This is a genomic window from Enterobacter soli ATCC BAA-2102, from assembly GCF_001654845.1.
GTDB classification, from domain to species: Bacteria; Pseudomonadota; Gammaproteobacteria; order Enterobacterales; family Enterobacteriaceae; genus Enterobacter; species Enterobacter soli.
The window spans coordinates 25,389-45,333 of record NZ_LXES01000018.1 but is presented as its reverse complement, the minus strand read 5'-3'; the positions used below and the strand labels follow the sequence as shown (position 1 = coordinate 45,333).

The 19,945-nt window shown below is 55.2% G+C and carries 18 protein-coding genes and 1 pseudogene; 10 read left to right on the top strand and 9 right to left on the bottom strand.

All coding sequences use genetic code 11. The features are described 5' to 3' along the window. Window positions 1-228 precede the first annotated feature (228 nt). From tli1a (M987_RS06055) to emrD, 8 genes and pseudogenes are all read left to right on the top strand, one after another. A complete protein-coding gene (gene tli1a / locus M987_RS06055; protein WP_014068275.1) occupies window positions 229-825 on the top strand; it encodes a Tli1a family immunity protein in 597 nt (198 codons plus the stop codon). Continuing rightward, window positions 813-1,412 (top strand): Tli1a family immunity protein, encoded by a 600-nt coding sequence (gene tli1a, locus M987_RS06050; RefSeq protein ID WP_014068274.1) that lies wholly within the window; start codon window positions 813-815, stop codon window positions 1,410-1,412. Before tli1a (M987_RS06055) ends, tli1a (M987_RS06050) begins: the two co-directional genes overlap by 13 nt. After that, window positions 1,400-3,805: a T6SS phospholipase effector Tle1-like catalytic domain-containing protein gene (locus tag M987_RS06045; protein WP_014068273.1), complete on the top strand. Its 2,406-nt coding sequence runs from the start codon at window positions 1,400-1,402 to the stop codon at window positions 3,803-3,805. The genes tli1a (M987_RS06050) and M987_RS06045 overlap by 13 nt, the downstream gene beginning before the upstream one ends. Before the next feature lie 33 nt (window positions 3,806-3,838). Then, window positions 3,839-4,450, top strand: a pseudogene (tli1a, locus tag M987_RS06040) (Tli1a family immunity protein). Window positions 4,451-4,876: 426 nt separating this feature from the next. Continuing rightward, window positions 4,877-4,966 carry a type I toxin-antitoxin system toxin TisB gene (gene tisB / locus M987_RS23795; RefSeq protein ID WP_071599731.1) on the top strand — a complete coding sequence of 30 codons (90 nt, stop codon included), beginning with the start codon at window positions 4,877-4,879 and terminating at the stop codon, window positions 4,964-4,966. Between the two features lie 64 nt (window positions 4,967-5,030). After that, window positions 5,031-5,477, top strand: coding sequence for a GNAT family N-acetyltransferase (locus M987_RS06030; RefSeq protein WP_014068271.1), 447 nt, complete (start codon window positions 5,031-5,033; stop codon window positions 5,475-5,477). Between the two features lie 62 nt (window positions 5,478-5,539). Continuing rightward, window positions 5,540-6,373: an EamA family transporter gene (locus M987_RS06025; protein WP_014068270.1), complete on the top strand. Its 834-nt coding sequence runs from the start codon at window positions 5,540-5,542 to the stop codon at window positions 6,371-6,373. A gap of 175 nt (window positions 6,374-6,548) precedes the next feature. Next, a complete protein-coding gene (emrD, locus tag M987_RS06020) occupies window positions 6,549-7,733 on the top strand; it encodes a multidrug efflux MFS transporter EmrD (protein WP_014068269.1) in 1,185 nt (394 codons plus the stop codon). Here the strand turns inward: emrD and M987_RS06015 are convergent. Together M987_RS06015 and dsdC are read right to left on the bottom strand one after the other, a co-directional pair. Beyond that, window positions 7,636-8,724 (bottom strand): cellulase family glycosylhydrolase, encoded by a 1,089-nt coding sequence (locus M987_RS06015; protein ID WP_014068268.1) that lies wholly within the window; start codon window positions 8,722-8,724, stop codon window positions 7,636-7,638. The genes emrD and M987_RS06015 overlap by 98 nt on opposite strands. 89 nt (window positions 8,725-8,813) lie before the next feature. After that, window positions 8,814-9,737, bottom strand: coding sequence for a DNA-binding transcriptional regulator DsdC (dsdC, locus tag M987_RS06010; protein WP_041162167.1), 924 nt, complete (start codon window positions 9,735-9,737; stop codon window positions 8,814-8,816). A gap of 204 nt (window positions 9,738-9,941) precedes the next feature. Here dsdC and dsdX point away from each other — a divergent pair, with 204 nt between their 5' ends. Then, window positions 9,942-11,279 (top strand): D-serine transporter DsdX, encoded by a 1,338-nt coding sequence (gene dsdX / locus M987_RS06005; RefSeq protein ID WP_014068266.1) that lies wholly within the window; start codon window positions 9,942-9,944, stop codon window positions 11,277-11,279. Window positions 11,280-11,296: 17 nt separating this feature from the next. After that, window positions 11,297-12,577 (top strand): D-serine ammonia-lyase, encoded by a 1,281-nt coding sequence (gene dsdA / locus M987_RS06000; RefSeq protein WP_014068265.1) that lies wholly within the window; start codon window positions 11,297-11,299, stop codon window positions 12,575-12,577. Window positions 12,578-12,622: 45 nt separating this feature from the next. Here dsdA and M987_RS05995 read toward each other — a convergent pair whose 3' ends face one another. From M987_RS05995 to M987_RS05965, 7 genes are all read right to left on the bottom strand, one after another. Continuing rightward, complete coding sequence (locus tag M987_RS05995; protein WP_014068264.1) at window positions 12,623-12,970, bottom strand: DUF202 domain-containing protein; 348 nt, start codon at window positions 12,968-12,970, stop codon at window positions 12,623-12,625. Then, window positions 12,960-13,307, bottom strand: a complete 348-nt coding sequence (locus M987_RS05990) for a YidH family protein (protein WP_014068263.1) — start codon at window positions 13,305-13,307, stop codon at window positions 12,960-12,962. The genes M987_RS05995 and M987_RS05990 overlap by 11 nt, the downstream gene beginning before the upstream one ends. 192 nt (window positions 13,308-13,499) lie before the next feature. Next, window positions 13,500-14,174, bottom strand: coding sequence for a DUF2931 family protein (locus M987_RS05985; RefSeq protein WP_014068262.1), 675 nt, complete (start codon window positions 14,172-14,174; stop codon window positions 13,500-13,502). Window positions 14,175-14,183: 9 nt separating this feature from the next. After that, window positions 14,184-14,855, bottom strand: coding sequence for a DUF2931 family protein (locus M987_RS05980; RefSeq protein ID WP_041161972.1), 672 nt, complete (start codon window positions 14,853-14,855; stop codon window positions 14,184-14,186). Next, complete coding sequence (locus M987_RS05975; RefSeq protein ID WP_014068260.1) at window positions 14,849-16,774, bottom strand: PAAR domain-containing protein; 1,926 nt, start codon at window positions 16,772-16,774, stop codon at window positions 14,849-14,851. The genes M987_RS05980 and M987_RS05975 overlap by 7 nt, the downstream gene beginning before the upstream one ends. A 180-nt stretch (window positions 16,775-16,954) precedes the next feature. Then, complete coding sequence (locus M987_RS05970) at window positions 16,955-18,277, bottom strand: 6-phospho-alpha-glucosidase (protein WP_014068259.1); 1,323 nt, start codon at window positions 18,275-18,277, stop codon at window positions 16,955-16,957. After that, window positions 18,274-19,896 (bottom strand): alpha-glucoside-specific PTS transporter subunit IIBC, encoded by a 1,623-nt coding sequence (locus M987_RS05965; RefSeq protein ID WP_014068258.1) that lies wholly within the window; start codon window positions 19,894-19,896, stop codon window positions 18,274-18,276. The genes M987_RS05970 and M987_RS05965 overlap by 4 nt, the downstream gene beginning before the upstream one ends. Window positions 19,897-19,945: the final 49 nt, after the last annotated feature.

Sequence of the window (19,945 nt, the reverse complement as noted above, 5' to 3'; positions counted from 1 at the left end):
GACAATGGAAATATTTTCATGCGCGCAAAAATGCGCCAGGGATCACGTTTCGGCTGTTGAGTAATTTGGTGAATTTCATCGTGACGGGAAAAGGGTTTAGCCCTGACAAATTAAGAGATTACCAAACGGTTGGCAAAGTCTGAAAATCCACGGAAATCATTTAACCCTCATACTGAAGTGGTTATTCTTTGTGCTCACCAAAATGGTGATTTACGTTAGGGAAAACAGATGAAAATCTATTTCATCGCTTTTATTGCCACAATCACGCTGCTCAACGGATGCGACAAGCCTGTCAAAACAGAGCCCACCCCGCCCGGCGGGGGCGGCACCATCGAAGCCATCAACCACACCAGCTGGGCCATTAACCGCTTCAGCGTTAACGGACAGTCCGGCCTCGATATTATCAACCCCTATTCCGGCGGCGGCGGGGGTTGCTGCTTTGGCGTGAAGGGCCCGTGGCAGCCCGGCATGACCGTGCAGGTTGACTGGGAAACTGGCGTCGCCTTCGCCAGCGATGTGCCGGAAATTCCTGAGCCTGAAAGGCCTGTTTTAACAGGTAAAAGCCGGGAAGAAAGATACAAATTGGCACAGGAATATTTCGATAAAAAACAAGAATGGTACAAGAAAATTGAAGCGTTCAGCAGGAAGCATACCCGACTCGTTCCCCTGCCCGACTACACCGGCCAGAAAACCTGCGGCATCACCGTGCATTTCCTGCCCTGCGACCAGGTGAAGGTCACCACCAGCTGTGCCGCCTACGGCAGCCCGGACTACCCCATCAAAGAACGCGTGCAAATGGAGAAGCCGACAGTATGTCCTCAATAAACTCAATTATCCTTCTGGCAGCCATTCTGGTGCTGGCCGGGTGCGACAAGCCTGTCAAAACCGAGCCCACGCCGCCCGGCGGGGGCGGCACCATCGAAGCCATTAACCACACCAGCTGGGCCATTAACCGCTTCAGCGTTAACGGACAGTCTGGCCTCGATATTATCAACCCCTATTCCGGCGGCGGCGGGGGTTGCTGCTTTGGCGTAAAAGGCCCCTGGCAGCCCGGCATGACCGTGCAGGTTGACTGGGAAACCGGCGTTGCCTTCGCCAGCGATGTGCCCGAAATTCCTGAGCCTGAAAGGCCCGATACCAAAGGGATGGATGAGAAAGCTTATTACAAGGCCTGGCAGGAATATACCGAGCGACGCCGTGAATGGCGTAAAATCATTAAAGCGAGGAATAAACAACATTCTTTAAATGTCCCTCTCCCCGACTACACCGGCCAGAAAACCTGTGGCATCACCGTTCATTTCCTGCCCTGCGACCAGGTAAAGGTCACCACCAGCTGTGCCGCCTACGGCAGCCCGGACTACCCCATCAAAGAACGCGTGCAAATGGAGAAGCCGACAGTATGTCCAAATTAAATCCTGCCAGCGCCTGGTACCCACCTGAATTTCCCGAAATCGGGAGACTTCCAACGGAGAAATCCGTAATCGGCAAAAACTGCAAACAGCATGACAGCCTGGACATACAGCACCATGATGCACTGTGCGCGGCAGCTAACCGCCGGGTTGCCCCCCCCTGCTGTAAGACCCTGCATATCAGCCTGTTTTTTGACGGCACGGGCAATAACCTGAACCACGATCTCTTTGAATCCACCCCACCCCATCCCACCAATATCGCCCGCCTGTTTCGCGCCACCATCGGGCAGGGCTATGCTGGCGGCTCGCGAGCCCATACCGCGGAGCTGGTTGATCAAGAGGGCTCGGCGGGCAACCAGTATTACAAATATTATATGCCCGGCGTGGGCACGCCCTTTCCGGAGGTGATGGATCTCGATTTCAGCGATGAGGGGCTCAAGTATGCCACTGGTGGTGAAGAGCGCATTAACTGGGCGCTGCTGCGCCTCATTGACGCCCTGCGCCAGACTCTCGGTCTGAATAAACTGAGTGATAACGAAAACTGGCTCGCCGTCCAGTCCATGGCCACCACCCATACCGAAGCAAAAGTGTCGGGCGAATACCGCCGCCATACCGCGTTTTTCCGGCTGCTCAACGGGTTAGGTAAGACGCTGCACGTCGCGTTAACCCAGCCCGAGCCCGGCAAACCAAAGCTGCTGGGCATCAAGCTGTATGTCTACGGGTTTTCCCGCGGCGCAGCGTCTGCCCGGGCCTTTGTGAACTGGCTGAACCAGCTGCTTTCCCCGTCCGGCGCAGGTGCACTGCTTCCCTTCTGCCTGGCCACTGAGCACGGCGAAATCCCCGTCAGCATCGAGTTTCTCGGGCTGCTGGATACGGTGGCCTCCGTCGGCATCGCCCACATCGCCCCGGTGGCCGAAGGCCATATGAGCTGGGCCGACGGCACGATGGAGCTGCCGGACAACGCCCTGATTAAACGCTGCGTGCACCTGGTCTCTTCCCACGAGCAGCGGCTGTGTTTTCCGCTTGATTCCATCTGCCGCACAGATGGTCGGTATCCGGAATATGCCGTTGAAGTGGTTTATCCCGGCATGCATTCGGATGTGGGCGGGGGATATCCACCTGGCGACCAGGGAAAAGCTTGCGGTGAAAAAGATGTACTTCTGCTGTCAAAAATTGCGCTGAATGATATGTATGCGGCAGCATTTGCCACAGGAGCCCCTTTAAAGGTTAGTGCCCTTGCTCTTCCAGATGACCTGAAAGCCAATCCCTGGCGAATCATGCCAGCGGAGCTAATTCAGGAGTTTGAAATTTCGCCTGATGTCATCCAGCGCTTCAACGCCTGGCGGCAGCTCACCCTTAACCTGCCGCCCAGCAAAACCGGCATTCCCGATGAACAGACCACCCACTACTCCCCCGTTCGCGCAGATATCAACGTTATTGAAGCGCTGGAGCGACAAACGGGCTGGATCACCGCATGGCGAATCGGCCGCTACGCTCACGGCACCTTCCGCACGCAAAACTTCTACCGCGACGCCGCCGCCAACGATCAGGATAAAGATCGCGATCCCGCCGTCAGGGCCGAACGGGAGCGGGAGCGTGCCAAAACGCAAAAAGACATTGAGCGGGTGCGTATTCATGAGATCAGCAAAAAACAGAGGGGCGAGTTTGTACTGCAATCGACAGGCCCGAAAGACTTCGATGCCCGTCTTGGACAAACGCAGCTTTCAGAGGCTGCTATTGAATTTAAAGAGGATTATCAGCAGATCCCCCGCACTCATACAAAAAGCTTCACCTATGCGGCGCTGGATTACTTTAAGGGATTTGTGTACGCCTTTAATCAGGATGATATGCCCGTTGAATATAAAAAAATTAAAGCGGCAGGAGAAGCGCACCTGGCCACGCTGTTCCCGGTACAGGGTGAACGCCATAACGCAGACGCTCCCTCCGGGCTGGTGAGAGCGCTGTTTGATGACCAGGTGCATGATTCCCGCGCCTGGTTTATGCACAGCGCGCTTGGCGCACGCGAACCCTGGGGAAGCTATTTTCTGTACCGCATGATTTACTTCGGGGAGGCCACCAGCAAGCAGGTTAAGCCTCTCGCGATGCTGGGGTATGTGGCAGGCCTGGGCTACCCCATCTCAACGCACCAGATTAATTTCCTCATTGAGATGATTGAGAAACCCCGTACACCCGGAGAACCCGCTTCTGTCGAACAGAAGATTTCCCTGGTGGATGCCGGAACAGGCTATCCGCTGGGCGTTCTGCAGGATAAAACGCGACAAATTCCGTGCGTTAACTACCCGGCAACGGCGCTCGCTGAATGCCAGAAAGTGCAGGAAATGGCTGTTGAGCAGCAGAAGGCCCGGGTTTTATCTCTTTTCAGTAACGAACGCTGAGCGCAGCGGTTGACCACAGACAAGGAATGCACGATGAAATGTTTGCCCTTTTTATGTCTGGCAGCAGTCTCCCTGCTGACGGCCTGCGACAAGCCCGTAAAAACAGAGCCCACCCCGCCCGGTGGAGGCGGCACCATCGAAGCCATTAACCACACCAGCTGGGCCATTAACCGCTTCAGCGTTAACGGACAGTCCGGCCTCGATATTATCAACCCCTATTCCGGCGGCGGCGGGGGTTGCTGTTTTGGCGTAAAAGGCCCGTGGCAGCCCGGTATGACCGTGCAGGTTGACTGGGAAACCGGCGTCGCCTTCGCCAGCGATGTGCCGGAAATTCCTGAGCCTGAAAGGCCTGTTTGAACAGGTAAAAGCCGGGAAGAAAGATACAAATTAGCGCAGGCATATTCCGATAAATATCACGAGTGGTATGAAAAGATTAAAGCCTACAGTAAAAAGCATACCCGGCTCGTTCCCCTGCCCGACTACACCGGCCAGAAAACCTGCGGCATCACCGTGCATTTCCTGCCCTGCGACCAGGTGAAGATCACCACCAGCTGCGCCACCTACGGCAGCCCGGATTACCCCATCAAAGAACACGTGTACATGGAAAAGCCAACAGTATGTCCAAACCAGACGCTGGCAAAGTAACGTCGCCGCAGCGAATCACTTGATGCAGAAAACAAAAAACCCCGCCGGAGCGAGGTTTTTTTTCAGGGTTTGCGGCTGGTAACCGCAGAACACACTGTGTTACGTCAACGCAAAAAGTATACGCGATCGGCGACGAACGCGCAATTTAAGGCACGGATTTTGACGTTTCTGAGTATGTACCCTCTGGCAATTTTTGTCCACAAAATACTGTTCATGCATACAGTGTTTATCTATACTGAGGGTGTTCGCAGTGCGCGAGGGGGCCGCTGTTTTACCGGCGCAACAAAGTCCTGGCTGAAACGGGTGGTGCCGTCAGTGCCTTAACCCCTGAAGTGAGCACACTGTGTTACGTCAATCCAGGTGCTGGCAACAGGCGGCGGAAAGGTACGCCAGCATCGTGCTCCTTTTTACCAAAAGGAGACGCGTATGAGCGTAGTGGATATGGTGGTTCTTATCCTCAAACTCATTGTTGCTGTACTGCAACTGCTTGATGCCGTCCTGAAATACCTGCGGTGATTCAGGTTCAAGTCGCACCTGAGAGGGGCGGGCAACCGCCCCTCTTTAATAACGAGGGAATGCTATGTCGCGTCTGTTAATTGAACCCATTACACCTGAAGAACCCGGGTATATTGCCCTGAAAACTGAAAGCATCACGCTGAATTTCAATATGCTACGCAGGCTGGAAGAGAACTGGCAGCGCGGTGAAAACCGCTTTAACGCACCGGGTGAAAAACTGCTGGGGGCGTTTCTGAACGGCAAACTGGTGGGCGTATGCGGCCTTAACCGCGATCCGTTTAGCCAGCAGCCGCGGGCCGGACGCATTCGCCATCTCTATATCAGCGAAAAGTGTCGCGGCCAGGGTATCGGCAAACAGCTGCTGGCCGTGGTGGTGGCGGATGCCAGCATCTGGTTTGATTTTCTCAATACCCATGCGCCGGAAACAGCCTATGCGTTCTACCATCGCGCCGGGTTTACGCGGGTTTCCGACGAGCCACGGGTCACGCACCGTCTTTTTTGCGCGGTGTAACGGGCTGGCAGCATGAAAAGGTGAATGTTACAGTTGAATGACAATTCACCATCCGATAAACCATGACCATCACCGTTTTCTGCATTTTGCTGTTTGCCGCACTGCTACATGCCAGCTGGAATGCCATTGTCAAAGCCGGAACGGACAAACTCTATTCTGCGATCAGCGTCAGCGGCTCCGCCACGCTTATTGCACTGATCTTACTGCCATTCTCACCACAGCCTTCTGCCGCCAGTTGGCCATTTTTGATTGTCTCCTGTGCATTACAGGTGGTGTATACGGTGCTGGTGGCAAAAACCTATCAAATTTCTGACATGAGCCAAACCTATCCACTGATGCGCGGCACAGCACCGCTTTTGGTCGCGCTGGTCAGCGTTCTGGCTCTGGGGGATACACTCTCCTGGATGGCCTGGTCCGGCATCGGCGTGATCTGCCTTTCGATTCTGGCAATGGCGATGAACGGGCGGATGCAATCACGCAAGGGGATCACGTTTGCGCTATTGAACGCCTGCTTTATCGCGGGGTATACCCTCGTGGACGGCACCGGGGTGCGTTTATCGGAAACGGCGCTGGGTTATACGCTGTGGACATTCTTTATGAACGGTTTTTGCCTGCTGAGCTGGGCAATGGTGGCGCGCCGTCGCGAAGCTTCCAGCTATCTGCGCCTGCACTGGAAAAAAGGCCTGCTCGGTGGCATCGGGACGATGGGTTCTTACGGCCTGGCATTATGGGCGATGACTCAAGCACCATTGGCCGTGGTGGCAGCACTACGGGAAACCTCCATTCTCTTTGGTGCACTGATCGCGTTTATCCTTCTAAAAGAAAACGTTGCTGGCCTGCGCATTGCCGCGGCGCTGGGTATTGCCGGCGGGGCGATCCTGCTTCGCCTGGCCTAAATCGCTGGCAACATTAGTTGCCAATCTTGTTTACAAAACCTGCCTTAGTGTCTTCTTCCATTCATCACAGCAATGCTTAATTTGTCATCTCATTGTGGTAGATTCCTCGCGCATTTATGGGAATGCGTAGTCACTTATTCTTTATTTCTCTCTTTTGGCAAAAGTATTCAGCGACATGAAAAAACAAAGGAACGTTAACTTATTGTTGATGCTGGTGTTACTGGTGGCCGTCGGTCAGATGGCGCAAACCATCTACATTCCGGCGATCGCCGACATGGCAAAGGAACTGAACGTCCGCGAGGGCGCAGTGCAGAGCGTTATGGCCGCTTATCTGCTGACCTATGGCGTCTCTCAGCTGTTCTACGGCCCGCTGTCCGATCGCGTCGGGCGTCGCCCGGTGATTCTGGTGGGGATGTGTATTTTCATGGTGGCAACCGTGATTGCCATTACCACCCATAGCCTGACGGTACTGATTGCCGCCAGCGCTCTGCAAGGCGTCGGGACCGGCGTTGGCGGGGTGATGGCGCGTACCTTGCCACGCGACCTGTATCAGGGCACCCAGCTTCGCCATGCCAACAGTCTGCTGAATATGGGCATTCTGGTGAGCCCGCTGCTGGCCCCGCTGATTGGCGGCCTGCTGGATACGATGTGGTCGTGGCGTGCCTGCTACGCCTTCCTGCTGGTGCTGTGCGTGATTGTGACCTTCAGCATGGCGCGCTGGATGCCGGAAACGCGCCCTACCGATGCACCGCGCACCAAACTTATCACCAGTTATAAAACGCTGTTCGGCAACGGGGCGTTCACCTGCTACCTGTTGATGTTGATCGGCGGCCTGGCGGGGATTGCCGTGTTTGAAGCCTGCTCCGGCGTGCTGTTAGGCGCAGGGCTTGGCCTCAGCAGCATGGTGGTCAGTATCCTGTTTATCCTGCCGATCCCGGCGGCGTTTTTCGGCGCATGGTTTGCCGGACGCCCGAACAAACGTTTCTCCACGCTGATGTGGCAGTCAGTGATTAGCTGCCTGCTGGCGGGCGTCATGATGTGGATCCCAGGGTTGTTCGGCGTGATGACCGTCTGGACGCTGCTTATCCCGGCGGCGCTGTTCTTCTTCGGTGCAGGGATGCTGTTCCCGCTCGCCACCAGTGGCGCAATGGAGCCGTTCCCGTTCCTCGCAGGCACGGCGGGCGCGCTGGTGGGTGGTTTGCAGAATATCGGTTCCGGTGCGCTGGCCTGGCTTTCTGCGATGTTGCCACAAACCGGTCAGGCTAGTTTGGGTTTGCTGATGACGCTGATGGGGCTGCTGATTTTACTGTGCTGGCTGCCGCTGGCGTCCCGTGTCCCGCATCATGAGCAGCCGGTTTAACCGCATGATGGCCCGGCTTCTCGGCGGGCTTTTCACACTCAGGTGTAATCATGGTCTGCAATAAGGGCTCTGGCGCAGGCCGCCAGGCCCCTTCTTCCCCGTCATAAAACTGGAAATCGGCGTTAATGGCATACGGGATTTTCGCCTTTTGCAGCTCACAGGCCATAAAAGTGGCAAACGCCAGCTGCGACGCCGTTGGCGTAAATCGGCTTGATTCGCCCACTCCCCATCCGCCCACCCAACTGACGTGTCCGGTTTTTTGCTGCCAGTGCAGCGCGGTGTTAATCCGGTTGTGAATGGCTGCTTTTTCGGCCGCCGTACCGGACGTCCACGGGTATTTGCCGTTATTTTTCAGCGGCCCCCACGGGAAGATATGCCACTCGGCCAGCAGGTAGTTTTGGCTGTGCGCAGGCAGCTTCATACTGGATAAATCTTCCGGCGCGGCGCGCAGACGTGGCGCGATAAAAATCATGCGATTCGCATCAATGCTGTGAATGACTTTGATCGTTTTCTCGTACACCCGGTTCAGCGAAGCCTGATTGTGGTTAAGCTTATCCGCAGGCTCATAGATCAGATCAAACCCAAGCAGCGGTGAGCTTTGGCCAAAATAGTGCGCCACCGCAATCCACCAGTTGATCACCTCTTTTTCATTATCCGCTTTCGGGTCGTTTTTATATTCGTCAGCCTGATAAGAGATGATGGGGATCACCCCGTATTGCTCGCACGCCTCTACCAGTTTACGCAGATGAATGAGCCTCGCTTCGGTGGGCTCATCCGCCACGCGAATACGCACATGCGTTAACCCTTTGGCGCGAAAATCACGTACCACCAGCGGATCGAATTCCCGGATGCCACGTTCAGTGCGCGCCCAGTCTACATCAATACCCACGCCAAGCTGCTGCGCGTAAAGTGCAGCCGTCAGCGGCGGCTCAGCGGCGATGGCCCAGCCGGAAGTTAGCAATAACGCAGTGGCAATGAGAGGCTTAAACACGTTGTACCTTGCGAGAAATCAAAAGCAATAACTTGTATTTAGCACGCTTTTTCACATTTCGTGTAGAGCCAAAGCGTAATAATTCTTCACTACACCATCGCCTTCAGCCAGCTGATAAAGGCATCGATTTTTGGCCACTGCCGCCCGGACGGGGTGGAAACATAATAGTGTTGATGGCATTTCAGCGTTTTCTCGCCAAAGGGGGCTATCAGCTCCCCGCGTTCAAGACGTTTTTGTACCAGCCGTTTACGCCCCATCGCCACCCCCACGTGATTCATGGCGGCAATAATGGCTAAATCAGAACGATCGAAGCCAATTCCCGATGATGGCGGCATATTGACTGCAAAATGCTGCGCCCAGCTAAACCACTCGTCGGTGCCGGAGTCATTGCTCCAGGCCTGGCGGTCGTGCAGCAAGGTGCAGTGGCGAAGGTTATCCGGGTTCTGAAGCAGCGCATGTTGTTGTGCATATTCAGGGGAACACACCGGCAGGATAACCTCATCCATCAGAAAGTGGTGAGACAGATGATTTGGCGGCGTATCGTCGAAATAGAGCACCAGATCGACACCCGTTCGCTGCATATTCACATAATCATTACCGGTCAAAATGGTCAGCGAGATCGACGGATACCGGCGGGTGAAGTCCCCCAGCATCGGCACCAGCCAGCACTGGGCTATCGAAGGGCGGGAGTAAACCGTCAGCGTGCCGGACAGCGCCTGGTTTTTAATATCCAGGATCTCCTGATTCAGGGTGTCCAGCGACGATTTTAACGTCCAGTACACACGCTTCCCTTCCTGGGTCAGCTCCACTTTGCGGTGCGAGCGCACAAACAGCTGAATGCCCAGCTCCTCTTCCAGCAGGTTGATACGGTGGCTGACCGCGCTGGGGCTTAACGACAGCTCTTCCGCCGCCAGCGCAAAGGATTCGTGCCGTGCCGCCACTTCAAAGGTGTACATTTTTGACAACTGCCAGCCATTTAACAGGCGGTTTCTGGCCTCATTTGCATCATTCATCGCCATTCTCACTCTCTTTTTACCTGCCCAGAATACCTTTCAGAGATGAATTTATGTGAACCAAACACAAAATAAGTGCGCTTTTTAGAGATTAGTCACTCACTTGATTCAATCTGGCTCACCTGAAAGGCAATTTATATCGTTTGTCAGCCCATGCCGTTTTTTCGTCCAATACCCGCAGATTACTTAAGGGTGAGGTGAGATATGGGATCTCAGGTCTGGGTTGTGGCGACGCTGCTCATCAGCATCGTGTTGATTGTATTAACCATCGTAAAACTGAAGTTTCACCCGTTCCTGGCACTGCTGCTGGCGAGCTTTTTCGTCGGCGCCATGATGGGGATGGGCCCGCTGGATATGGTAAATGCCATTGAGAGCGGGATTGGCGGCACGCTGGGCTTCCTGGCTGCGGTGATTGGCCTGGGGACAATCCTCGGCAAGATGATGGAAGTGTCCGGCGCGGCGGAGCGTATCGGCATCACGCTTCAGCGCTGCCGCTGGTTATCCGCCGATGTGATTATGGTGCTGGTGGGGATGATTTGCGGCATCACGCTGTTTGTGGAAGTGGGTGTGGTATTACTGATCCCGCTGGCTTTCTCGATTGCCAAAAAAACCCAGACCTCGTTACTGAAGCTGGCGATCCCACTCTGCACTGCGCTGATGGCCGTACATTGCGTAGTACCTCCACACCCGGCGGCGCTGTTCGTCACCAACAAACTGGGCGCCGATGTAGGGACAGTTATCGTCTACGGCTTACTGGTTGGCCTGATGGCCTCGCTGGTAGGCGGCCCGCTGTTCCTGAAACTGCTCGGTAATCGCCTGCCCTTCAAACCCGTTCCGGCAGAGTTCTCTGACCTGAAAGTTCGGGAAGAACACACCCTTCCGTCACTTGGCGCAACACTGTTCACGGTGCTGCTGCCCATCGGCCTGATGCTGGTGAAAACCATCGCCGAGCTGAACATGGCGAAAACAGGCTCGCTGTACACGGTACTGGAATTTATTGGCAACCCGATCACCGCGATGTTTATCGCCGTGTTTGTTGCCTACTACCTGCTGGGGCTGCGCCAGCATATGGGGATGGGCACTATGCTCACCCATACTGAACACGGCTTTGGCTCTATCGCCAACATTCTGCTGATCATCGGTGCGGGCGGGGCGTTTAACGCTATCCTCAAAACCAGCGGGCTGGCCGATACGCTGGCGCAGATCCTGTCGAATCTGCATATGCATCCGATCCTGCTGGCCTGGCTGGTGGCATTAGTTCTGCACGCTGCGGTAGGTTCAGCCACCGTCGCGATGATGGGCGCAACCGCCATCGTGGCCCCGATGCTGCCGCTGTATCCGAACGTCAGCCCGGAAATCATTACCATTGCCATCGGTTCTGGCGCCATTGGCTGCACGATTGTAACCGATTCCCTCTTCTGGCTTGTGAAGCAATACTGCGGCGCGACCCTGAATGAGACGTTCAAATACTATACGACGGCGACCTTTATCGCCTCGGTGCTTGCACTTGGCGGCACATTCCTGCTTTCTTTCATTATCTGAGCGCGAAGAGATTTATTATGGAAAACGCAACTATCACCACGCTAACCGCACAGTTCCCTCTGGTTGAGGATCTGATTGCCCTGAAAGAAACCACCTGGTTTAACCCGCGTACCACCTCGCTTGAAGAAGGGTTGCCGTATGTCGGGCTGACCAAAGCCGACGTGGACGATGCCCATGCACGGCTAAACCGCTTTGCGCCGTATCTGGCGAAAGCATTCCCGGAAACGGCCGCCACCCACGGGATTATTGAATCTGAACTGGTGGCCATTCCGGCCATGCACAAGCGGCTGGAGAAAGAGTTCGGCACGACGATCCCCGGCACGCTGTTGTTGAAAAAAGACAGCCACCTGCCGATTTCCGGTTCCATTAAAGCGCGCGGCGGTATCTATGAAGTACTTACTCACGCGGAAAAACTGGCGCTGGCGGCGGGCCTGCTCAGTGTTGATGACGATTACAGTATCCTGCTGGAGCCACGCTTTAAGGACTTCTTCAGTCAGTACAGTATTGCGGTAGGGTCAACCGGCAACCTGGGGATGTCCATCGGGATCATGAGTGCGCGGATCGGTTTTAAGGTCACAGTGCATATGTCTGCCGATGCCCGTGAATGGAAGAAAGCCAAACTGCGCAGCCACGGCGTGATTGTCGTCGAATACGAGCAGGATTACGGCGTGGCGGTGGAACAAGGGCGCAAAGCAGCGGAGAGCGATCCGAACTGCTTCTTCATCGATGATGAAAACTCCCGCACGCTGTTTCTGGGCTACGCGGTGGCGGGCGAACGTCTGAAAGCACAGTTTGCCGCACAGGGCCGTGTGGTGGATGCGCAGCACCCGCTGTACGTTTACCTGCCGTGTGGCGTGGGCGGTGGCCCTGGCGGTGTGGCGTTTGGTCTGAAGCTGGCCTTCGGCGACAACGTTCACTGCTTCTTTGCCGAGCCAACTCACTCCCCTTGTATGCTGCTGGGGGTTTACACCGGCCTGCACGACGAGATTGCGGTGCAGGATCTGGGGATCGACAACGTGACGGCAGCTGATGGTCTGGCGGTCGGTCGTGCGTCTGGTTTCGTGGGCCGGGCGATGGAGCGCTTGCTCGATGGCTTCTACACCTTAAGCGATCAGAGCATGTATGACATGCTCGGCTGGCTGGCGCAGGAAGAAGGCATTCGCCTGGAGCCCTCAGCGCTGGCGGGTATGGCCGGGCCGGTGCGCGTGCAGGCCAACGCCACCCACCTGGTGTGGGCGACCGGCGGCGGTATGGTGCCAGAAGACGAAATGGCGAAGTATCTGGCGAAGGGCCGTTAAGGGGTTTTGTGTATCCCTCTCCTGTGGGAGAGGGATCGATTTTTTTTACAGATTCAGGATCTGCTGAATATGGGTCACAGCAAACAGCAACGCCAGTGACAACACGGCCAGCGCGATCAAAAACTTATCCCGCACCGCTTTTGGTTGTACAAAGTCGTCCTGAGCAACATCCATCAGGTTACGGCTGCGGGTATAACGCCACAAAATGATCGCCACCAATGCCAGCACAACAAGAGAAACCCAGAACGGCACGCCTGTGCGATGCCAGTTGTGTTTAATCGCCAGCGCGATCAGCGCGCCATATCCCAGTAGCGTACGTAGCCAGGCCAGCGAGGTTCGTTCCGGCTGCAAGCCGGGATCGGCTTCGCGGCGCGCTTTGCGGCTATCCGCCATAGAACACCAGCACCATCACCACACCTGCCACCGTCAACAGTATCGCGCTGATAATCAATAACCCGCGCGTGTAGGGCAGATCCTGCTTCAGGCGCATCGCCTTTTCGTTACGTAACCAGCGCAGGTAGCCGTAAATCGCCAGCACGCCCGCAAACAGGCACAGCAGCAGGGCCAACACTTCGCGGATCAACGGGGTCGCAAAATCCGGGGCCAGTTGGTCAAGACCGACACCCGCTGCGAGAAAGCCCAGTGCAGTACGTATCCACGCTAAAAATGTACGTTCATTGGCCAGCGAGAAGCGGTAGTCCGGGGCTTCGCCGAGGCGAGAAATTTTCATCAGTTCTCCTCACAACTTCTACTTCTTCTGTTACCCGGACATCGCACAGCCGGCGTAATTAACGAGCTCAACAGGCAAGACGGTGGGCAGAATGTTACTGCGCTCAGCATAGCGTGCCGAGACGATCTGGTTAAATATTTCGAAGGGATCTTTGCAGGAGTCCCAGAACGTAGCACCCGTTTATATGTTTCCTTACCACTCTCCATACGGGTAGGTTTTGCCTTTGATGAACTCTCTTGTCTCCTGATCGTACCCGTCAGGCACGGCATAATTGAAATTAATTCTGGGTGGAACATATTTGCAGGCATCCAGTTTTTCACCGGACAGCGTTGTGAGCCGCTGTGGCTCTACCGGCAAGTTATCATTCCCACCACGGCTGTTTTGCAGCCAGATACGCACCCTGCCTTCCGGGGCCAGACCAATCAGCAGCGTGTTGTACCAGGCGGTAGCGCCAGCTGTAGTCTTTCCGGTAGGGATCAGCATTCTGGTCCTGAGCGAGGCCGGAAAAACTATCCGGGTCTCATAGGTCTTTTTGTCGATGACCGAATCCCAGCAGAACAGCATCATCACGGGTGGGTGACGCGCCTGATTAAACTGGGCGTTCCGTCGCACCCGGTTACTCCATGCTCCCACTGTAACGGCACTGTCCTGCACAGAATCCAGCGTCCGGAAGGTATACACCACGCCCTTCTCATCAATAATCAGCGCCTGCGTGACTTCGGCATACAGCGCTTTCGGGGTGAAGAAAGCAAAGTCCCATTTCCCGTAAGGCATCCCGCCGGTTTCTTCGGGGGTTGCAGGCTCTCCTGTGTGGCAGCCGGACAGCAGAAAGAGGCCTGCCAGTACTGTGGCGAATCTCCTTTTCATTGTTTTTCCTTACCACTGTCCATACGGGTAGGTTTTGCCTTTGATGAACTCTCTTGTCTCCTGATCGTACCCATCAGGCACGGCATAATTGAAATTAATTCTGGGTGGAACATATTTGCAGGCATCCAGTTTTTCACCGGACAGCGTGGTGAGCCGCTGTGGCTCTACCGGCAGGTTATCGCCAATCCCGCTGTTCTGCAGCCAGATACGCACCCTGCCTTCCGGGGCCAGACCAATCAGCAGCGTGTCATACCACGTGGTGCCGTATGAGTCCTGGCCGGTAGGCGTCAGCATTCTGGACTTCAGCGAGGCCGGAAAAACTATCCGGGTCTCATAGGTCTTTTTGTCGATGACCGAATCCCAGCAGAACAGCATCATCGCGGGAGGATGGCGCGCCTGGTTAAACTGCGCGTGTCGACGAACCTCGTTATTCCATGCTCCCACTGTAATGGCACTGTCCTGCACAGAATCCAGCGTCCGGAAGGTATACACCACACCCTTCTCATCAATAAGCAGCGCCTGCGTGACTTCGGCATACAGCGCTTTCGGGGTGAAGAAAGCAAAGTCCCATTTCCCGTAAGGCATTCCGCCGGTTTCTTCGGGTGTCGTGGGCACTACTGCCTGACACCCCGTGAGGGTGATGAAAATTAAAAAAAGCCACAATCCGCGTTGTTTCAAAATGTCTTTCCATCCATGTTATAGCGTGTACGCCGCCAGTTTTCATCGGGGCGATTGACGAAGCTAATCAGTTCAGCCAGCGCTGCGCCGCCCTGAATATCTCCACGGGCATTTGTCACGACGGGGTTCCAGTTAGCAGAGCAGTGGATATATGAACGGGCCAGAAGATTCATTTCCTGCGGAGTAAAAGCAAGCGGCACTTTGCCAGCACGTACCGCTTTTCCCATCAGCAGAGCTTTGTCGCAAAAAGCTGAAAGCTCAGAAGGAAAATTCAGTACCTCGTCATTGTTTGTAATAGCTTTGAAATTCACCCCAGACTCTTTAGCCGCCTCGATCATCACCCGCAGTATCACCTTTGCCCAGTCGTTACGAATCAACCGGTTGCGTAGCGTCAGCGCTGAATAACTGCGTTTCTGAAACTGCCCGTAGCGATCCGGTGGAAGCCGGTCGTCATACCAGGTTTCAGCCAGAATGTTACTGGTCCGCAGAATCGGAGCGAGACTGGGCACCGTATCCAGTTGCGGAAGCTGCTGTACCAGCCGCTGATAGCTGCGTGTCTGGATCCCCGGCTGGCTGAGAGGTACCGTCTCCGTAACTGGACGAGTGAGGAAGAAGTTTTCCCGCACCAGCGGCAAATAGCCCCCGCCAATGTCAGAATGCGATCCCGGCAAAACCAGCTCTGGCCATACGGGCCGGACGCTGTTCAGGGCAAAGTTAAACCGGCACTCATTCTCTGCCGTGATATGGAAAACCTTCTCCGCTATACCGGCAGGCAACGTGATTTTCACCTCTCCGGTACTGGCTGAGTGGGGATTCATGCCGTTCACCGGGCTGCCAATGGCCGCAACGGTGTCAAATATGCCAATAAAACGGGTCTTTCCGGCTGGCGGCCCCTGAAAGGCGACGCCGTTCAGTCCCTGACGAATGGCGGCGGTAATCGCGCTGTCCTGAGCCAGGACGCGGTTGGCGAAATGACGTGCCGCAGCGGCACCACGGCTGAACCCGAAAATATCGAACTTCAGGGACCTCAATATTAATTTCTCAGAGTTTAGTTCTGTTTTAATACTTTCAATAGCTTGGCTAAGTGTCTGGGCCAGACCCGCTACCGCTTTATCCGTTTTGGCAATCACGCCCGTATCCGCAATTCCCAGTGACTGGCCAATCAGGCTATCGGGTTTGCCCGCTTCCGTGCCGATACCGTCGATATACAGCGACGCCTGAACCTCAGTGCTGTCGGGTAACAGATCGGTCTGATACAACGTGTGCAGCCAGTGCACATTGGTGTAATACCCGATGTAGCTGCCTGCGCTGATGCCGGACACCCCAAATTCCTCGCGTGCACACCGGGTCATAATGACCTCAGCTTCCACGCTGGTGTAGTCGAAGTGCCTGGCCGTACAGGCTTTAATCATGTTCTCCGTGTTAACGGCATTATTCCCCGTACCGTCAAAAAACAGGCCGATGGTCAGCGTCACCTCTTGCGGCGTGGAGGAATTTGACTCAGATGGCGGTGAAAGCGGTGAAGAAATGTGCGGAGAAGAGAATGGAGGGAATGAGGTTCGCAGTGCTTCTGTCTGCCTGCTGAATGACGAATGCCCCGTGGGTTGTACAGTGTCCTGAGTTATCGCACTGACGTCAGAAAAAGGGACGATAATGCGATTGCTGCCTGCCAGACAGCCACATTTGACTTCAGAGTCATGAATGGCAGCCCAGACTCCGTCAATAATGAAATCCGGCGTGCCGGTGACAATGGTGCCGGGAATTTTACAGAGGGGGCAACACGTTGTTTTATCGCCCAAGCGAACCATGCCTCTGCCGGTGTCCTGATTAGCGGGAAGGGAGCTGATACAGCGGGCACCGGTGGTGGTTTTATCCCCGTCAAGGGCAAGCCCGAGTGCATCAATACTGACAAAGTGGGGCATTTCATATCCGTATGAAAAATGTGCTTAATGAGCCGAACTATACGCCCGGTCTGCAGGTGAAAAAATATGCTTAGCACGAAAATAGTCAGATATGGATAAAATTAGGAGTAATGCCTGGTTTATATAGGTGTTTGTTTATTAAGGGGGAAACCGGCACCACCACGATGCCGGTCAGGAAGATTAATGCAGCTCTGGCCAGTACTCTTTGTTGGCTTCAATCAGGTCATCGAGGATCGCTTTGGCGACCGATGCGCTCGGCACGGTTTTCGACAAGGTTATCGCCTGCCAGAGTTTCTGATACGAGCGCTGCTCCCAGGCATCCACCACCAGTTTTTCCACCGCCACCTGCTGGCTCATCAACCCTTTCTGGAAGTGCGGAATGTCGCCTACGGTCAGCGGTTCAGGGCCGTTATGCCCAACCAGGCAAGGAATTTCCACCATCGCATCGGCATCAAAGTTATGGATTGCGCCGTTGTTTGGCACGATAAGCAACATGCGCTCCTGAGTGTTAAACGCAATCGCGGTGGCCAGATCGACGATGTAAGACGCGTGTTCGTCGATTTCCAGTTCCCCGGCGGAAGATTTACCGGCTTCAATAATCGCCCGGCAGGAGCTGAACACATGCTTCTCGCGGTGATCCATCACCTCATTCGCGCGGGTGCGTTCCGGGTTGGAGTGCGCTACCACGTAATCAGGGAAGAAGTAATATTTCAGGTAGGTGTTCGGCATGGTGTCGGGATCCAGCGCCTGCACGTCTTTCGCTTTGGCAAAGGTATCGTTCCAGCTTGCTTCGGTATGAGCGTCCTCAGAAGGCGGAACATACCCGTTTTTCGCAACATATTCGCGCAGTTTTGGCATCAGATCGTTGCCGTTCAAATCTTCAATCGATGTCCACCAGCCGAAGTGGTTCAGGCCGTAGTAACGCACACGCATCTCTTTACGGTCTTTCAGGCCAACAATCTGCGCCATGCGCCCTTCAATGCCGATCGGCATATCGCAGATGTTGAGGATTTTGGCGTTCGGACGCAGGCGACGGGTTGCTTCTGCCACAATCGCCGCCGGGTTGGAGTAGTTCAGCATCCACGCATTTGGCGAGTACTGTTGCATGTAATCCACCAGCTCCAGCACACCGCCGATAGAGCGCATCCCGTAAGAGATCCCGCCCGGGCCGCAGGTTTCCTGGCCCAGTACGCCGTGGCGCAGCGGGATTTTCTCGTCTTTTTCGCGCATCGGGTATTTACCCACACGAATATGCGCCATCACGAAATCCACATCGGTAAAGGCCGCTTTTGGGTCAGTGGTGTAGCTAAAGTCGATGTCCGGGGCCTGCTCTTTGAGGATAATTTTGCACGCCTCAGCGATGGTTTCCTGGCGTGCGCCGTCGTTGTCATAGAACTTCAGGGCGCGCAGCGGGAAACGGTCACGGTTGGCTAACAACATCAGGACGATACCCGGGGTAAAGGTACTGCCGCCGCCTGCAATGACAACTGAGAATTTTTTCATGATACAGCCTCCGTCAGGGTGGTTTGTTCGTTCGTTAAAGGGGTTTTCATCAGCGATTCAAGCTGGTCGCGCACCTGGGGAACGTGCAGTCCGACAATCACCTGAATGCCGTTGCCGCGTCGCACCACACCGTGTGCGCCCAGGGCTTTAAAGACGTCGTCGCTTTGGGTCTGTGCCATATCCACCAGCGTGATACGTAAGCGGGTGGCGCAGTTATTCACGCTTTCGATATTGGCGGCGCCACCGAGCGCCTGTAAGAAACCGGCTGCCTGCCCAACCTGCTGGCTTGCCGCTGCCGGTGCGGTGGTTTGCCCGCGAGCGGCCTGGTAGTCGGCCTTGCTGTAGAGTTTGATTTCGCTCTCTTCGCGGCCCGGGGTTTTGAGGTTCAGCCGCTCAATCAACGTTTTGAAGACCACGAAGTAGATACCGGTGAAACAGATACCAATGCCTATCTGGGTGAACATCGTGGATGCGTGGTTGTGGAACATCGGGATCCAGTTTTGCGGCAGGAACTGGTCAAGTAGCCCGCCCCCCATGTTGCCCACCACACCAAAGACGTACATCACCGTCGCCATCGTTGCCGCCAACACGGCGTGGACAGCAAACAGCAGCGGCGAAATAAACAGGAAGGTGAACTCAAGCGGTTCGGTAATGCCCACCAGCATGGCGGTAAGCGTTGCCGGGATCAGCAGCCCTGCCACCTTGACGCGGTTTTCAGGCGAAGCGGTGTACCAGAGCGCCAGCGCAATCCCGACGGAGCCGAACACTTTCGAGTTGCCGTGCAGCGCGAAGCCGCCTTCCGGGAACAGGGTTTTCAGTGGCAGCGTGCTCTGACTGAATTCCTGTAAATGCTGGGCCCAGTACACCTGAATGCCGCCTTCCACCGCCGCCGGACCGAAGATAAACGGACCGTAGACAAAGTGGTGCAGGCCGGTTGGGATCAGAATGCGTTCCAGGAAGGTATAAACCCACACGCCCAGCGCCCCGGCAGAGCGTAAAAAGGCCTGTAAGGATTCAATGCCCATCTGCACTTTTGGCCAGCCTAACAGCGTCAGCCAGGCGCAGGGGATCATCACGAAAAATGCGAGGATGACGACAAACGACGTCCCCTGGAAAATCCCCAGAAACACTGGCAGGGGTTTGTCGAAATAGCGGTTATGGATGGCGGTGACGATGCCCGAAATAACAATCGCCCCGATAATGCTGGTATCCAGCGTTTTAATCCCGGCAATCATTGCCAGCCCGCTGCCCGCGGTGGGTTCAGCGGAGAAATCGACGCCAAAGAAATGGCCCCAGGTCATCCCCATCGCATTGATGAAGTAGTTCCAGGTCAGGAAGCTAATCAGCACCGCAAGACAAGCCCGACCTTGCGCCTGTTTTGCCAGGCCAATGGGTAAACCTACGGCGAAAATCAGCGGCATGTTGCGAAACACCGCCCAGCCACCTTCTTCAATGATGTGAACGATTTGCGCGAATAAATTATCCGGAGCAGTGAGCGCTTCACCCACGAAAAGCGGGTTGCGCAGCATGATGGCGATCCCAACCACGATCCCGGCAAACGGAAACAACAACACCGGGGTAAACATGGCACCGCCAAAACGTTGTATTTGACTGAGCATTTTTAAATCCTCATGTAACAACCTGTAGGGGGTAGAGGCCTTTATGGTT

Excerpts from the sequence above, each read along its gene's own strand:
- tli1a (WP_014068275.1), top strand. The coding sequence starts at position 229 with ATGAAAATCTATTTCATCGCTTTTATTGCCACAATCACGCTGCTCAAC.
- tli1a (WP_014068274.1), top strand. The coding sequence starts at position 813 with ATGTCCTCAATAAACTCAATTATCCTTCTGGCAGCCATTCTGGTGCTG.
- M987_RS06045 (WP_014068273.1), top strand. The coding sequence starts at position 1,400 with ATGTCCAAATTAAATCCTGCCAGCGCCTGGTACCCACCTGAATTTCCC.
- tisB (WP_071599731.1), top strand. The coding sequence starts at position 4,877 with ATGAGCGTAGTGGATATGGTGGTTCTTATCCTCAAACTCATTGTTGCT.
- M987_RS06030 (WP_014068271.1), top strand. The coding sequence starts at position 5,031 with ATGTCGCGTCTGTTAATTGAACCCATTACACCTGAAGAACCCGGGTAT.
- M987_RS06025 (WP_014068270.1), top strand. The coding sequence starts at position 5,540 with ATGACCATCACCGTTTTCTGCATTTTGCTGTTTGCCGCACTGCTACAT.
- emrD (WP_014068269.1), top strand. The coding sequence starts at position 6,549 with ATGAAAAAACAAAGGAACGTTAACTTATTGTTGATGCTGGTGTTACTG.
- dsdC (WP_041162167.1), bottom strand. The coding sequence starts at position 9,737 with ATGAATGATGCAAATGAGGCCAGAAACCGCCTGTTAAATGGCTGGCAG.
- dsdX (WP_014068266.1), top strand. The coding sequence starts at position 9,942 with ATGGGATCTCAGGTCTGGGTTGTGGCGACGCTGCTCATCAGCATCGTG.
- dsdA (WP_014068265.1), top strand. The coding sequence starts at position 11,297 with ATGGAAAACGCAACTATCACCACGCTAACCGCACAGTTCCCTCTGGTT.
- M987_RS05995 (WP_014068264.1), bottom strand. The coding sequence starts at position 12,970 with ATGGCGGATAGCCGCAAAGCGCGCCGCGAAGCCGATCCCGGCTTGCAG.
- M987_RS05990 (WP_014068263.1), bottom strand. The coding sequence starts at position 13,307 with ATGAAAATTTCTCGCCTCGGCGAAGCCCCGGACTACCGCTTCTCGCTG.
- M987_RS05985 (WP_014068262.1), bottom strand. The coding sequence starts at position 14,174 with ATGAAAAGGAGATTCGCCACAGTACTGGCAGGCCTCTTTCTGCTGTCC.
- M987_RS05975 (WP_014068260.1), bottom strand. The coding sequence starts at position 16,774 with ATGCCCCACTTTGTCAGTATTGATGCACTCGGGCTTGCCCTTGACGGG.
- M987_RS05970 (WP_014068259.1), bottom strand. The coding sequence starts at position 18,277 with ATGAAAAAATTCTCAGTTGTCATTGCAGGCGGCGGCAGTACCTTTACC.
- M987_RS05965 (WP_014068258.1), bottom strand. The coding sequence starts at position 19,896 with ATGCTCAGTCAAATACAACGTTTTGGCGGTGCCATGTTTACCCCGGTG.